This is a genomic window from Pseudomonas sp. FSL R10-2189 (genome assembly GCF_009600325.1).
In the GTDB taxonomy this organism is placed as follows: domain Bacteria; phylum Pseudomonadota; class Gammaproteobacteria; order Pseudomonadales; family Pseudomonadaceae; genus Aquipseudomonas; species Aquipseudomonas helleri.
In genome coordinates this window covers 66,685-80,654 of sequence record NZ_WIVZ01000015.1, presented here as the reverse complement: position 1 = coordinate 80,654, position 13,970 = coordinate 66,685, and the positions used below count along the sequence as shown (strand labels likewise).

At 57.9% G+C, this 13,970-nt stretch carries 13 protein-coding genes; 11 read left to right on the top strand and 2 right to left on the bottom strand.

Features of this window, described 5'->3' with window-relative positions:
• The first annotated feature begins 359 nt into the window (after window positions 1-359).
• From aat to infA, 3 genes are all read left to right on the top strand, one after another.
• Window positions 360-1,037: a leucyl/phenylalanyl-tRNA--protein transferase gene (gene aat, locus GHO32_RS12930; RefSeq protein ID WP_153334740.1), complete on the top strand. Its 678-nt coding sequence runs from the start codon at window positions 360-362 to the stop codon at window positions 1,035-1,037.
• A gap of 58 nt (window positions 1,038-1,095) precedes the next feature.
• Entirely contained in the window at window positions 1,096-1,803 is a 708-nt protein-coding gene (locus GHO32_RS12925) for an arginyltransferase (protein WP_153334739.1), read from the top strand.
• A 99-nt stretch (window positions 1,804-1,902) separates the two neighbouring features.
• Entirely contained in the window at window positions 1,903-2,121 is a 219-nt protein-coding gene (gene infA / locus GHO32_RS12920) for a translation initiation factor IF-1 (RefSeq protein ID WP_002553999.1), read from the top strand.
• Between the two features lie 284 nt (window positions 2,122-2,405).
• Here the strand turns inward: infA and clpA are convergent, their stop codons facing one another.
• Entirely contained in the window at window positions 2,406-4,676 is a 2,271-nt protein-coding gene (clpA, locus tag GHO32_RS12915; RefSeq protein WP_153334738.1) for an ATP-dependent Clp protease ATP-binding subunit ClpA, read from the bottom strand.
• 29 nt (window positions 4,677-4,705) lie between these two features.
• Window positions 4,706-5,068, bottom strand: coding sequence for an ATP-dependent Clp protease adapter ClpS (clpS, locus tag GHO32_RS12910; RefSeq protein WP_048368539.1), 363 nt, complete (start codon window positions 5,066-5,068; stop codon window positions 4,706-4,708).
• Between the two features lie 225 nt (window positions 5,069-5,293).
• On the opposite strand from clpS, the gene GHO32_RS12905 reads away from it, so the two are divergent.
• The 8 genes from GHO32_RS12905 to GHO32_RS12870 all read left to right on the top strand — a co-directional run bounded on the left by GHO32_RS12905 (window position 5,294) and on the right by GHO32_RS12870 (window position 13,877).
• A complete protein-coding gene (locus tag GHO32_RS12905; RefSeq protein ID WP_123750414.1) occupies window positions 5,294-5,572 on the top strand; it encodes a cold shock domain-containing protein in 279 nt (92 codons plus the stop codon).
• 462 nt (window positions 5,573-6,034) lie between these two features.
• Complete coding sequence (locus tag GHO32_RS12900) at window positions 6,035-8,260, top strand: NADP-dependent isocitrate dehydrogenase (RefSeq protein ID WP_123750413.1); 2,226 nt, start codon at window positions 6,035-6,037, stop codon at window positions 8,258-8,260.
• Window positions 8,261-8,453: 193 nt separating this feature from the next.
• Window positions 8,454-8,900: an NUDIX hydrolase gene (locus GHO32_RS12895; RefSeq protein WP_153334737.1), complete on the top strand. Its 447-nt coding sequence runs from the start codon at window positions 8,454-8,456 to the stop codon at window positions 8,898-8,900.
• Between the two features lie 59 nt (window positions 8,901-8,959).
• A complete protein-coding gene (mnmA, locus tag GHO32_RS12890; RefSeq protein ID WP_048368543.1) occupies window positions 8,960-10,093 on the top strand; it encodes a tRNA 2-thiouridine(34) synthase MnmA in 1,134 nt (377 codons plus the stop codon).
• Window positions 10,090-10,713 carry a high frequency lysogenization protein HflD gene (hflD, locus tag GHO32_RS12885; RefSeq protein WP_048368544.1) on the top strand — a complete coding sequence of 208 codons (624 nt, stop codon included), beginning with the start codon at window positions 10,090-10,092 and terminating at the stop codon, window positions 10,711-10,713. Before mnmA ends, hflD begins: the two co-directional genes overlap by 4 nt.
• 128 nt (window positions 10,714-10,841) lie before the next feature.
• Window positions 10,842-12,212 (top strand): adenylosuccinate lyase, encoded by a 1,371-nt coding sequence (gene purB, locus GHO32_RS12880; protein WP_153334736.1) that lies wholly within the window; start codon window positions 10,842-10,844, stop codon window positions 12,210-12,212.
• An 83-nt stretch (window positions 12,213-12,295) separates the two neighbouring features.
• Window positions 12,296-13,462, top strand: a complete 1,167-nt coding sequence (locus GHO32_RS12875; RefSeq protein ID WP_048368546.1) for a cupin domain-containing protein — start codon at window positions 12,296-12,298, stop codon at window positions 13,460-13,462.
• Complete coding sequence (locus GHO32_RS12870; protein WP_153334735.1) at window positions 13,455-13,877, top strand: GNAT family N-acetyltransferase; 423 nt, start codon at window positions 13,455-13,457, stop codon at window positions 13,875-13,877. The genes GHO32_RS12875 and GHO32_RS12870 overlap by 8 nt, the downstream gene beginning before the upstream one ends.
• Window positions 13,878-13,970 lie beyond the last annotated feature (93 nt).

The following is a 13,970-nucleotide window of genomic DNA, read 5'->3' as shown; positions in this document are numbered from 1 at the left end:
TGCTCAATTCGAGCAGGTGACAAGTTCAGACATGAAACTGGACTAGCCTTGCACACAGCCTTGTAATATGACTCGTCACCCCAAGACCAGCCCGCCAGGGAGTGAGGCGAATGTTGTGCAGTTTAGAACAGCTCAAACAGGCGGGCCATTGTACGGGTTTAAGCCGTGGATGCCACGCTGACGCCAGCGCCGGGCGCAATCACCATGCGCCTGCACGAGAGCCGCCAATTTGAGCATGCATTGCCTTTTGTGACAAAGACTTATAGCACTGCCACGACAGCCACGGACCTGCTCGACTCAGACCGCGGCAACGCGACAGAGTTGCAGCCCCCCTCCCCTCTTCTGTAAGACCGATTGCCATGCTGACCTGGTTAAAACGCGACACCCTGACATTCCCGCCACTGACAACGGCCATGCGCGAACCCAATGGCTTGCTCGCCGCCGGCGGCGATCTGTCCCCTGACCGGCTGATCCAGGCCTATCGCCATGGCTGCTTCCCGTGGTTTTCCGAAGGCCAGCCGATACTCTGGTGGTCGCCAGACCCGCGCACGGTGTTATTCCCGCATGAGCTGCATGTCTCACGCAGCCTGGCAAAACTATTGCGCCAGCAACGTTACCACGTGACGTTCGACCGCGACTTCGAAGGGGTTATTCGAGCCTGCGCCGAACCGCGAAGCTATGCCGACGGCACGTGGATTACCGAAAAAATGCAAGATGCCTACATCGAGCTTCACGCACGCGGCCACGCGCACTCGGTAGAAGTCTGGGACAACGACACACTGGTCGGCGGCTTGTACGGCTTGGCGATGGGTCAATTGTTTTTTGGCGAGTCCATGTTCAGCCGCGCAGACAACGCCTCAAAAGTGGGCTTTGCGACGCTGGTCAGTCATTTGAAGGCCTGGGGCTTTGTGCTGATTGACTGCCAGATGCCAACCAATCACCTCGAAAGCCTGGGCGCCCGCTCAATTCCACGGCAACAATTCGCCGACTACCTACACAAACATCTCGATCTACCTACAAACGCAGAGTGGGTTTGATAGGCGAGTTTTGCTGGCTGGCTTACACTTAATTCAAAGATTTCCCTGAGGGCCCATCATGACCGAGCTGGCGCGCTTGAAGTTTTATGCCACTCAACCTCACGTTTGCAGCTACCTGCCCGATGAACAGGCGACCACGCTGTTCCTCGATCCCAGCCAGCCGATGGATGTGCAGGTCTATGCCGACTTGTCCGAAATGGGCTTTCGTCGCAGTGGCGACCACCTTTATCGACCCCATTGCGTGAAATGCGATGCGTGTACGCCTGCGCGCATCCCGGTACAGACGTTTATCCCCAACCGCCAGCAAAAGCGTATTCTCAAACGCAATGCCGACCTCCAGGTCAAAGCCGCCAAGCCCGGCTTTAGCGATGAGTACTTCGCCCTCTACAAGCGCTACATTGAGCAACGGCACGCGGACGGCGACATGTACCCGCCAAGCCGTGAGCAATTTTCGACGTTTCTGGTGCGCGACTTGCCGTTCTCGACGTTCTACGAGTTTCGCCTCGACGGACGGTTACTGGCCGTGGCGGTCACTGACGTGCTGCCTAATGGCTTGTCGGCGGTGTATACGTTCTACGAGCCTGACGAAGAGCGCCGCAGCCTGGGCCGCTACGGAATTCTCTGGCAAATTGCCGAAACCCGCCGCCTGGGGCTGAATGCGCTGTACCTCGGGTACTGGATCAAGAACTGCAAAAAGATGAATTACAAGACTGAATATCGGCCCATTGAGCTGCTGATTAATCAGAGATGGAGCACTCTTTACTGAACCCCTTGGCTTAAACCCTACTTTTCGGGCACAATGCACGCCGCTTTTGCCTGGCGCAGTTGCACCGGGCCATTCACTGGACACCGAGGGCTTTACTGCATGTCGAAAGAAGACAGCTTCGAAATGGAAGGCACTGTCGTCGACACCCTGCCCAACACCATGTTTCGTGTGGAGTTGGAAAATGGGCACGTCGTAACCGCGCATATTTCCGGCAAGATGCGCAAGAACTACATTCGTATTCTTACCGGTGACAAAGTGCGCGTCGAACTGACGCCCTATGACTTGAGCAAAGGGCGCATCACTTACCGCGCTCGTTAATCAAGTCAATACAAGACGCCCGGCTCTGCCGGGCGTTTTTGTTTGCCTGCGATATGCCCAACGCCAGCCCTGACTGTAGGAGCGAGCTTGCCTCGCGATCTCTTGATCTAAGCCCCCCTCACCCTAGCCCTCTCCCGCAGGAGAGGGAACCGATTGGGGGATGCTGAAGATACTCGCCGGCCTGCTTGCTACGCGACAGCGCGGCGTCGAAGACGAGGCGGCAGCCCTACAGGGTTTACCTATAAAAAAAGCGCCTTTCGGCGCTTTTTTATTTCACGGTCACATCAAGCCATTTCAACGTCTGTTTCAAACTCGAAGATCAGCTCGCCGTCTTTGAGGTCGATGTTAACCACGCCGCCATGATCGGCCAGCTCACCAAAGAGAATCTCTTCAGCCAGTGGGCGCTTGATTTTGTCCTGAATCAGACGCGCCATCGGGCGGGCGCCCATTGTCACGTCGTAACCGCCAGCCGCCAACCAGCCGCGCGCGGCATCGGTCACCACCAGTTGCACGTGCTTGTCTTCCAACTGCACTTGCAACTCGGTGAGGAACTTGTCCACCACGTGTTTGATCACTTCATGGCTGAGGCGACCAAATTGAATGATGGTGTCCAGACGGTTGCGGAACTCAGGGGTGAAGCTCTTCTTGATCACTTCCATTGCATCGGTGGCGTGATCCTGCAAGGTAAAGCCGATCGATGCCCGCGAAGCCGTCTCTGCACCCGCGTTGGTGGTCATGATGATGATCACGTTACGGAAGTCAGCCTTGCGCCCGTTGTTGTCGGTCAGCGTGCCGTGGTCCATGACCTGCAGCAGCAAGTTGAAGACCTCAGGGTGCGCCTTCTCGATTTCATCCAGCAGCAGAACGCAGTGCGGTTGCTTGGTGATGGCTTCGGTGAGCAGGCCGCCCTGATCAAACCCGACATAGCCTGGAGGCGCACCGATCAGACGCGATACGGTGTGGCGCTCCATGTACTCGGACATATCAAAGCGAATCAGCTCAACACCCAGCGCCTTGGACAACTGGCGCGCAGCTTCGGTTTTACCCACACCGGTCGGGCCTGCGAACAGGAACGAACCGACAGGCTTGTCTGGCGACTTGAGGCCGGCACGCGACAGCTTGATGGCCGTCGACAAGGAGTCAATCGCCGCATCCTGGCCAAACACCGTCAACTTAAGGTCGCGCTCAAGGTTACGCAGCAGCTCTTTATCGGAGCTGGAGACGCTCTTAGGCGGAATACGGGCGATTTTCGCCACGATGTCTTCGACCTGCTGCACATCGATGCGCTGGGCGCGTTTTTCAACCGGCTGCAGGCGCTGATACGCCCCCGCCTCGTCGATCACGTCAATGGCTTTGTCCGGCATGTGCCGGTCATTGATGTAGCGTGACGCCAGCTCGGCCGCCGCACGCAGGGCCTCATCAGTGTATTCAATACCGTGATGCTGCTCGAAACGCCCTTTAAGGCCGCGCAGAATACCGATGGTGTCTTCAACCGAAGGTTCGGACACGTCGACTTTCTGGAAGCGTCGCGCCAGGGCACGGTCTTTTTCAAAGATCCCGCGAAATTCCTGGAACGTGGTCGAACCAATGCAACGGATCTCACCCGAGGACAGCAGGGGCTTGAGCAGGTTGGAAGCGTCCATTACGCCACCGGACGCCGCGCCCGCACCAATAATGGTGTGGATCTCGTCGATGAACAAAATGGCCTGCGGACGTTTTTTCAGCTCGCCGAGCAACGCCTTGAAGCGCTTCTCGAAATCGCCGCGGTACTTGGTGCCGGCCAGCAAGGCACCCAGGTCCAGCGAATAAACGATGCTGTTGGCCAGCAGGTCCGGCACCTGGTTATCAACGATGCGCTTGGCCAGGCCTTCGGCAATCGCGGTTTTACCCACGCCTGCCTCGCCTACCAGCAGCGGGTTGTTTTTACGGCGACGCGCCAGAATCTGCGCAACGCGCTCAACTTCGTTTTCACGCCCCACCAGCGGATCAATCCGGCCCTGGCGGGCCAGCTCATTCAGGTTGCTGGCGTAAGCATCCAGAGGATTGCTTGAAGACGACGACTCACCGCCCTCTTCATCCTGCATTTCGTTCTCGTTTTCAGCGTGATCGCCATGGCCCGGCACTTTGGAAATCCCGTGCGCGATGAAGTTGACCACATCGATGCGGGCAACACTCTGTTGCTTGAGAAAGAACACCGCCTGGCTTTCTTGCTCACTGAAAATCGCTACCAGCACATTGGCGCCGGTGACTTCACGTTTGCCGGAGCTTTGTACGTGGAACACAGCGCGCTGCAAGACCCGTTGAAAACCCAGGGTTGGCTGAGTTTCACGGTCTTCGTCGTGGACAGGGATCAGGGGGGTGGTGGAATCAATAAACTCTTGCAGGTCATGCTTGAGTTTGTCGAGGTTTGCGCCACAGGCGCGTAGAACGGTTGCGGCCGCCTCATTATCCAGAAGCGCTAGAAGGAGGTGCTCGACCGTCATGAACTCATGACGCTTTGAGCGTGCTTCCTTGAAGGCCAGATTGAGGGTGACTTCGAGCTCGCGATTTAACATGGCTTCACCTCATACCCAAGTGGTCGGCGTTAACCGTCCTTCTCGATTTCACAGAGTAGCGGATGCTGGCTTTCGCGTGCGTACTGGTTTACCTGCGCCGCCTTGGTCTCGGCGATGTCGCGGGTAAAGATGCCGCACACTGCCCGTCCTTCTGTATGAACGGCCAGCATGACCTTGGTCGCCAATTCGCGATTCAAGTTAAAAAACACCTCAAGCACTTCGACAACGAAATCCATGGGTGTGTAGTCATCGTTGAACAAAACCACCTTGTACATCGGCGGCGCCTGAAGCGCAGGCTTAGCCTCTTGCACAGCCAAGCCAGCGGAATCTTCGTCATCATAATCGGGCTGATCATGATTGGATGTTAGTCGAATCTGGCTGATTGCATGCATGGAAAGAAAGGTTCGTCTTTGATCGATTACAGTGATGGAGGCAGACGTAGCAAATTTCAACTGCGCCGCCGCGTGACCTTGACTATCGGTAAAACGGTGTTACAACCAATAGAACCCACAGTGGGTAATAAAGGTCCGTGCAGTCAACCATATTTCGTGGTTTCTGCGCGAGTGAACTGGATGATACTCCAGTGATGGAGTTGTTTGCAGCAGAGGGAGATGAGTATGCAAGGCAAGGTCAAGTGGTTTAACAACGCCAAAGGCTTCGGCTTTATCAATACGGAAGCCAAGGAAGGCATCGACGAGCATGGACATCCAATCGACTTCTTCGCCCATTTTTCCGCCATTCAGATGGACGGCTACAAAACGCTAAAAGCAGGCCAGCCTGTCAGCTTTGAAATCATTCAAGGGCCAAAAGGCCTGCACGCTGTGGCAATCACCGACGCCAAGGTGCTGACGCCACCACCCGTGACTGCATCAGGGGCCACCCGCCTGTCGGTCTGAGCCCGCGAGCACAGCCCGTCATGAAGAACGGCCGATTCTCACACACGAATCGGCCGTTTTTTTATTGCACTTACCGCCATGCACGTGCGCATCCCACCTTCAAAACCCCAGAAAAACCCCGTAACCACGGGCGCATCAGGCCAAAACCAAGGGCATTTTGCCGCAGGTTCTTAGACCAATTGATGATTTGTGTTAGGCCACCCCCCTCGCAGCAACCTTAGTGACCTATGTATACTGCGCCGGTGACCACGGAGTCACTCAGCAACACCTACTGGAATGAGTCTTTCAGGCCTAGAAAGGCTGAGCCGTTACCCCGGCTCGACCGCTTGACGCTCTACTGATGCATTCACATCACAGCGAAGAACCTCGACTTTCGGCTCATTGTTCACTGTGTACGAAAGCGCCTACCCTGCGCATCTCGAGTATCTGAGCACGCTCAGCAAAGAAGAGAGTTAATCCGAAATGCCCAACCGTTCGAAGATCATCTACACCTTCACCGACGAAGCTCCGGCGCTCGCCACCTATTCACTGCTGCCTATCATCGAGGCTTTCACCGCCAGCGCTGATATTGACGTTGAGACGCGCGACATCTCTTTGGCAGGCCGCATCCTCGCCAGCTTCCCCGAGCAATTGGGTGACAAGGCCGTAGCAGACCACCTCGCCGAACTGGGCGCCCTGGCTGTTACCCCTGAAGCCAACATCATCAAGCTGCCTAACATCAGCGCCTCGGTTCCTCAGCTGCAAGCTGCCATCAAGGAACTGCAAGCACAGGGCTTCAACATCCCTGACTACCCGGACACCGCGACCACTGACGCCGAGAAAGACATCAAGGCGCGTTACAGCAAAGTCATGGGCAGCGCCGTAAACCCGGTATTGCGCGAAGGCAACTCAGACCGCCGCGCCCCGCTGTCGGTTAAAAACTACGCTCGCAAGCACCCGCACAAAATGGGCGCCTGGGCTGCAGACTCCAAGTCTCACGTGGCTCACATGAGCGAAGGCGACTTCTACGGCAGCGAAAAAGCGGCCCTGATCGAAGCCCCGGACAGCGTTAAAATCGAACTGATCGCTCAAGACGGCACCACCACCGTCCTGAAGGAAAAAACCGCCGTACAAGCCGGCGAGATCATCGATTGCTCCGTCATGAGCAAAAATGCCCTGCGCAAGTTCGTAGCGGCCGAAATCGAAGACGCCAAAAAACAAGGCGTACTGTTCTCGGTTCACTTGAAAGCCACCATGATGAAGGTTTCCGACCCGATCATGTTTGGCCAGATCGTGGCTGAGTTCTACAAGGACGCGCTGGCCAAACACGCTGACGTCCTGAAAGAAATCGGTTTCAACCTGAACAACGGTATTGGCGACCTGTACGCCCGTATCAAGGCACTGCCAGCCGAGAAGCAAGCTGAAATCGAAGCTGACATCCAGGCTGTCTACGCCAACCGCCCTGCTCTGGCGATGGTCAACTCTGACAAAGGCATCACCAACCTGCACGTACCAAGCGACGTGATTGTTGACGCCTCGATGCCAGCGATGATTCGTGATTCCGGCAAGATGTGGAACACCGAAGGCCAACTGCAAGACACCAAGGCCATCATCCCGGATCGCTGCTACGCAACCATCTACCAGGCCACGATCGAAGACTGCAAAAAGCACGGCGCTTTCGATCCAACCACCATGGGCAGCGTGCCAAACGTTGGCCTGATGGCGCAAAAAGCCGAAGAGTACGGCTCGCACGACAAAACCTTCCAGATCAAAACCCCTGGCGTTGTTCGGGTAACCGACAGCAACGGCAACGTGCTGATGGAACAAAAGGTTGAGGAAGGCGACATCTGGCGCATGTGCCAGGCCAAAGACGCGCCAATCCGCGACTGGGTCAAACTGGCCGTTAACCGCTCCCGCGCCAGCAACACCCCGGCTGTATTCTGGCTGGACCCTAAGCGTGCCCACGACGCACAGATGATCAAGAAGGTTGAAACCTACCTGAAAGATCACGACACCAGCGGTCTGGACATTCGCATCATGTCGCCTGTAGACGCCATGAAGTTCACCCTGGAACGCACCCGTGCCGGCCTGGACACCATCTCGGTAACCGGTAACGTACTGCGCGACTACCTGACTGACCTGTTCCCGATCATGGAACTGGGCACCAGCGCCAAAATGCTCTCGATCGTCCCGCTGATGAATGGCGGCGGCCTGTTCGAAACGGGCGCAGGCGGTTCGGCACCCAAGCACGTGCAACAACTGCTGGAAGAAAACTTCCTGCGCTGGGACTCGCTGGGTGAGTTCCTGGCACTGGCTGCTTCCCTGGAGCACCTGGGCACCACCTACAACAACGCAAAAGCGTTGGTGTTGGCCAAAACCCTGGACCAGGCCACTGGCCAGTTCCTCGACAACAACAAATCGCCATCGCGTAAAGTCGGCAACATCGACAACCGCGGCAGCCACTTCTACCTGGCGCTGTACTGGGCTCAAGCCCTGGCGGCGCAAACTGAAGACAAAGAGCTGCAAGCCCTGTTTGCCCCAGTGGCAAAAGCCATGACCGAGAACGAGGCAAAAATCGTTGCAGAACTCAACGCCGTGCAGGGCAAGCCTGTCGACATCGGTGGTTACTACCACGCCGACGCCGACAAGGTGAGCACCGTCATGCGCCCTAGCGCCACGCTGAACGCGATCATCGCTTCCCTGGTGTAAGAGCAACAGGCAACAGCACAGACCCCGGCCCACGACGCCGGGGTTTGTGTTTTTACGGGCCATACAAACCCTGTGGGAGCGGGCTTGCTCGCGATAGCATCAGCGCGTAAAAAGCACAGACTGAAGCGCCTGCATCGCGAGCAAGCCCGCTCCCACAGGGGATATGCATCCACCAATAAACCGAGACCCTCACATGGAATGGAAACCCCACATCACCGTCGCCACGGTCATCGAAGACAATGGCCGTTTTTTGATGGTTGAGGAATACAGCGGCGAGCGCGCCGTGCTCAACCAGCCCGCCGGGCACCTGGACCCGAACGAAACCCTGATTGAAGCAGCGATCCGCGAAACCCTCGAAGAAACCGGCTACGACGTCGAACTGACCGGGGTCATCGGCATTTACCTTTACACCGCCCCGAGCAACGGCGTGACGTATCAGCGCGTATGCTTTGCCGGCAAAGCCGTCAAACATCACCCCGAATACACCCTGGACACCGGCATCATCGGCCCGCAATGGCTGACCCGCGATGAGCTAATAGCGCAACGCCAGCGCTGGCGCAGCGAGCTGAGCCTGCAGTGCATCGACGATTATCTGAGCGGTCAACTGTTCGACCTTACGTTAATCCGCCCTTCGGTTTAGCCTTGAGCGCTCGGGCCTGATAGAATCGCGTCCTTTTTCAAGGCACTCATTGAAACCCTATGCGTGATCCAGCCTTAGTCGCCCCCGAACAACAGCGCGTCATCGTCGGCATGTCCGGCGGTGTAGACTCTTCCGTTTCCGCCGTTCTGCTCATGGAGCAGGGCTATCAGGTGGAAGGCCTGTTCATGAAGAACTGGGAGGAAGACGACGGAACGGATTACTGCACCGCCATGGATGACCTGGCTGACGCCCAGGCCGTGTGCGACAAAATTGGCATAAAGCTACACACTGCCAACTTTGCCGCCGAGTACTGGGACAACGTCTTTGAGCACTTCCTGGCCGAATACAAGGCCGGGCGCACGCCCAACCCGGACATCCTGTGCAACCGCGAAATCAAGTTCAAGGCGTTCCTCGACTACGCCCTGATGCTCGGCGCAGATCTGATCGCTACCGGCCACTACGTGCGCCGTCGCGACATTGACGGCCGCACAGAGCTGCTCAAGGGCCTCGACCCGAACAAGGATCAAAGCTACTTCCTGCATGCCGTCGGTGGCGAGCAGATTGCCAAGACCTTGTTCCCGGTGGGCGAACTGGAAAAACCGGAAGTGCGCCGCATCGCCGAAAAACACGGCCTGGCCACCGCCAAAAAGAAAGACTCCACGGGTATCTGCTTTATTGGCGAGCGCCGCTTCAGCGACTTCCTCAAGCAGTACCTGCCCGCGCAGCCGGGTGAAATCAAAACCACCGAAGGTGAAGTGATCGGCCGCCACCACGGCCTGATGTACCACACCATCGGCCAGCGCCAGGGCCTGGGCATCGGCGGCCTCAAAGACGCCAGTGACGAGCCGTGGTACGTGCTGATCAAAGACCTTGAGCACAACGAACTGATCGTTGGCCAGGGCAATGACCACCCGTGGCTGTTCTCCCGCGCCCTGCTCGCCTCAGAGATCTATTGGGTCAACCCGATCGACCTGAGCAGCCCGCTGCGCCTGACCGCCAAGGTCCGCTATCGCCAGAGTGACCAGCCGTGCACCCTTGAAAAAACCGCTACTGGCTATCGCGCCACCTTCGACGACCCGCAACGCGCGGTCACCCCCGGCCAGTCCGTGGTGTTTTACGACGGTGAAGTGTGCCTGGGCGGCGGCGTGATCGAAGTGGCCGAGCCGTGGACCAGCAAGGGCCACCGCGCATGAACCCGATTCAGGAGCAACTGGTAGCCCTGGGCGGCGTGTTTTTTGCCGCGGTGCTGGTCGACAAGATCGCCAAGACCGGCCAGATCAGCGAAGCCGACCTGGCCTGCATGCTGGGCAGCCTGCTGGTACGCGACCCCAAGGACACCCTTGAGGTCTATGGCGGTGACGACAGCAACCTGCGCGAAGGCTATCGGGCACTGATTGGCGCCCTTGAGCGCGACCCGAACACCTTGCAGCGCGAACCGCTGCGCTACGCCCTGTCGATGCTGGGGCTTGAGCGTCAACTGGCCAAGCGCGATGACATGCTTGAGCTGATTGGCAAGCGCCTGCCGCAAATCCAGTCCCAGGTTGAGCATTTCGGCCCCGCCCACGAAAACGTGGTGGCGGCCTGCGGCGGACTGTATCAGGACACCCTGAGTACCCTGCGCCAGCGCATCCAGGTTCACGGTGACATGCGCAACCTGCAGCAACCGAACAATGCAGCAAAGATTCGCGCACTACTGCTGGCCGGCATTCGTTCTGCGCGGCTGTGGCGCCAATTGGGCGGTCATCGCTGGCAGCTGGTTTTTAGCCGCCGCAAGCTGCTCAAAGAGCTTTATCCGATGCTGCGCGGCAACTGAAACACGCCAGTACCAACACGTTGCAACCTCGTTACGCGTAAGACGCCGGTCAGTTGGCAGCGGACCGGCTGTTTTTTTCATGTATGATACGCGCCCCATTTCGTTGCCCGACTGTCCGAGAACACCCCATGCAGCTCTCTTCGCTCACTGCGGTTTCCCCTGTTGACGGCCGCTACGCCGGCAAAACCCAGGCCCTGCGCCCAATTTTCAGCGAGTACGGCCTGATCCGTGCTCGCGTTCTGGTTGAAGTTCGCTGGCTCCAGCGCCTGGCTGCTCACGCTGCCATCCCTGAAGTCCCGGCCTTCTCCGCCGAAGCCAACGCCGTTCTGAATGAACTGGCCGAAAACTTCTCTCTGGAGCACGCCGAGCGTGTCAAAGAGATCGAGCGCACCACCAACCACGACGTTAAAGCCATTGAGTACCTGCTCAAGGAACAGGCCGCCAAGCTGCCTGAGCTGGCCAACGTCAGTGAGTTCATCCACTTTGCCTGCACCAGCGAGGACATCAACAACCTGTCCCACGCCCTGATGCTGCGTGAAGGCCGTGATGACGTGATGCTGCCGCTGATGCGCCAGACCGCCCAAGCCATCCGCGAACTGGCCATCCGTTTCGCTGACGTGCCAATGCTGTCGCGCACCCACGGCCAACCGGCTTCGCCTACTACCCTGGGCAAAGAACTGGCCAACGTGGTGTACCGTCTGGAGCGTCAAATCGCTCAAGTCGCTGCGGTACCGCTGCTGGGCAAAATCAACGGCGCTGTCGGCAACTACAACGCCCACCTGTCGGCCTACCCGCAGATCGACTGGGAAGCCAACGCCCGCGCCTTCATCGAAGACGAGTTGGGCCTGGGCTTCAACCCGTACACCACGCAAATCGAACCGCACGACTACATTGCTGAGCTGTTTGACGCCATTGCGCGCTTCAACACCATCCTGATCGACTTCGACCGCGATATCTGGGGCTATATCTCCCTGGGCTACTTCAAGCAGCGCACCATCGCAGGCGAAATCGGTTCGTCGACCATGCCGCACAAGGTCAACCCGATCGACTTCGAAAACTCCGAAGGCAACCTGGGTATCGCTAACGCCTTGTTCCAGCATCTGGCCAGCAAATTGCCAATCTCCCGCTGGCAGCGCGACCTGACCGACTCCACCGTACTGCGCAACCTCGGTGTCGGCTTCGCCCACAGCGTGATCGCGTACGAAGCCAGCCTCAAAGGCATCAGCAAGCTTGAGCTGAACGCTCAAAAAATCGCTGCTGACCTGGACGCGTGCTGGGAAGTATTGGCTGAGCCGATCCAGACCGTGATGCGTCGCTACAACATTGAAAACCCGTACGAGAAGCTCAAAGAGCTGACGCGCGGCAAGGGCATCAGCCCTGAAGCACTGCAAACGTTCATCGACGGCCTTGAAATGCCGGAAGCGGCCAAGGCCGAGCTGAAGCTGCTGACGCCTGCCAACTACATTGGCAACGCGATCGAGCAAGCCAAGCGTATCTGATCGCTGCAACGACCTATTAACGCCCGGCCGTGCCGGGCGTTTTTATTCCTGATTACAAAGCGCATTTTTTCAATAGGTTACACATGAATCCTGATACTCCTCTTCAACTTCTGGGCGGCATCACGGCGCGCGAGTTCATGCGCGACTACTGGCAGAAAAAACCACTGCTGATCCGCCAGGCAATTCCTGACTTCGAAAGCCCGATCGATGCCGACGAACTGGCCGGTCTGGCATTGGAAGAAGAAGTCGAATCGCGCCTGATCATCGAGCACGGCGAGCGCCCATGGGAACTGCGCCGCGGCCCGTTCGCAGAAGACGAATTCGGCAAACTGCCAGAACGCGAGTGGACCCTGCTGGTTCAAGCCGTTGACCAGTTCGTCCCGGAAGTCGGTGAATTGCTGGAAAACTTCCGCTTCCTGCCAAGCTGGCGCATCGACGACGTGATGATCAGCTATGCAGCCCCGGGCGGCAGCGTCGGTCCGCACTTCGATAACTACGACGTATTCCTGCTGCAAGGCCACGGCAAGCGCCACTGGCAGATCGGCCAGATGTGCGACGCCGACAGCAAGCTGCTGGAACATGCCGACCTGCGAATTCTGGCTGAGTTCGAGGCCACCGATGAGTGGACCCTGGAACCCGGCGACATGCTCTACCTGCCGCCACGCCTGGCCCACTGCGGCGTTGCCGTGGATGACTGCCTGACCTACTCGGTCGGTTTCCGTGCCCCAAGCGCAGCCGAAGTACTGACCCACTTCACGGACTTCCTGAGCCAGTACCTGCCGGACGAAGACCGCTACACCGATGCCGACGCGCAGCCTGTAAGCGATCCGCACCAGATCCAGCACGACGCTCTGGGCCGCCTTAAAAACCTGCTGACCGAGCACATGAGCGACGAGCGCATGCTGCTGACCTGGTTCGGCCAGTTCATGACCGAGCCACGCTACCCGGAACTCGTGGTCGGCCCGGAACTCGAAGAGCCAGAGCTGATCGACAGCCTGGAACAGGGCGCTATTCTGATCCGTAACCCGAGCGCCCGCCTGGCCTGGTCCGAAGTGGACGAAGACCTGCTGTTGTTCGCCAGCGGCCAAAGCCGTCTGTTGCCGGGTAAACTGCGCGAGTTGTTGAAAATGATTTGCGCGGCCGACGCCCTGCACAGTGATAACCTCGGCCCATGGCTGGCCGATGAAGACGCAAGCAACCTGCTCTTCGAGCTGGTTAAACAAGGAAGCCTGGGGTTTGCTGATGAATAAGACTCACGTAAGTGTCGCCGACTGGAAAAAGGACAACTCCGATATTCGACGCATTCGTGAGACGGTGTTTATTGCCGAACAACAAGTCCCGCCCGAACTGGAATGGGACGCAGACGACGCAGATGCCGTGCATTTTCTGGCTTATGAGGACGATTTCCCGATTGGTACTGCCCGGCTGCTGCCGGACGGCCACATTGGACGAGTGTCTGTCCTCAAAGACTGGCGCGGCCTCAAAGTGGGCGACGCCTTGATGCAGGCCGCGATCAGCGAAGCTGAAAAACGCGGCCTCAAAAAGCAGCAGCTCAGCGCGCAAGTGCACGCAACGCCGTTCTATGAGCGCCTGGGTTTCAAAATCGTCAGCGACGAATTCCTCGAAGCAGGCATTCCGCACGTTGATATGGAACGCGTTAGCTAACCACTACGCCCACCCTTGTGGGAGCGGGCTTGCTCGCGATACGGATAACGCTGCTTTGCAGAAAGAATGAGTCGTCTGCATCGCGAGCAAGCC

Bases quoted from the DNA above. Each gene is read 5' to 3' on its own strand.
- aat (WP_153334740.1), top strand. From the start codon at position 360: ATGCTGACCTGGTTAAAACGCGACACCCTGACATTCCCGCCACTGACA.
- GHO32_RS12925 (WP_153334739.1), top strand. From the start codon at position 1,096: ATGACCGAGCTGGCGCGCTTGAAGTTTTATGCCACTCAACCTCACGTT.
- GHO32_RS12905 (WP_123750414.1), top strand. From the start codon at position 5,294: ATGCAAGGCAAGGTCAAGTGGTTTAACAACGCCAAAGGCTTCGGCTTT.
- mnmA (WP_048368543.1), top strand. From the start codon at position 8,960: ATGCGTGATCCAGCCTTAGTCGCCCCCGAACAACAGCGCGTCATCGTC.
- clpA (WP_153334738.1), bottom strand. From the start codon at position 4,676: ATGTTAAATCGCGAGCTCGAAGTCACCCTCAATCTGGCCTTCAAGGAA.
- purB (WP_153334736.1), top strand. From the start codon at position 10,842: ATGCAGCTCTCTTCGCTCACTGCGGTTTCCCCTGTTGACGGCCGCTAC.
- hflD (WP_048368544.1), top strand. From the start codon at position 10,090: ATGAACCCGATTCAGGAGCAACTGGTAGCCCTGGGCGGCGTGTTTTTT.
- GHO32_RS12895 (WP_153334737.1), top strand. From the start codon at position 8,454: ATGGAATGGAAACCCCACATCACCGTCGCCACGGTCATCGAAGACAAT.
- GHO32_RS12900 (WP_123750413.1), top strand. From the start codon at position 6,035: ATGCCCAACCGTTCGAAGATCATCTACACCTTCACCGACGAAGCTCCG.
- infA (WP_002553999.1), top strand. From the start codon at position 1,903: ATGTCGAAAGAAGACAGCTTCGAAATGGAAGGCACTGTCGTCGACACC.
- GHO32_RS12875 (WP_048368546.1), top strand. From the start codon at position 12,296: ATGAATCCTGATACTCCTCTTCAACTTCTGGGCGGCATCACGGCGCGC.
- GHO32_RS12870 (WP_153334735.1), top strand. From the start codon at position 13,455: ATGAATAAGACTCACGTAAGTGTCGCCGACTGGAAAAAGGACAACTCC.
- clpS (WP_048368539.1), bottom strand. From the start codon at position 5,068: ATGCATGCAATCAGCCAGATTCGACTAACATCCAATCATGATCAGCCC.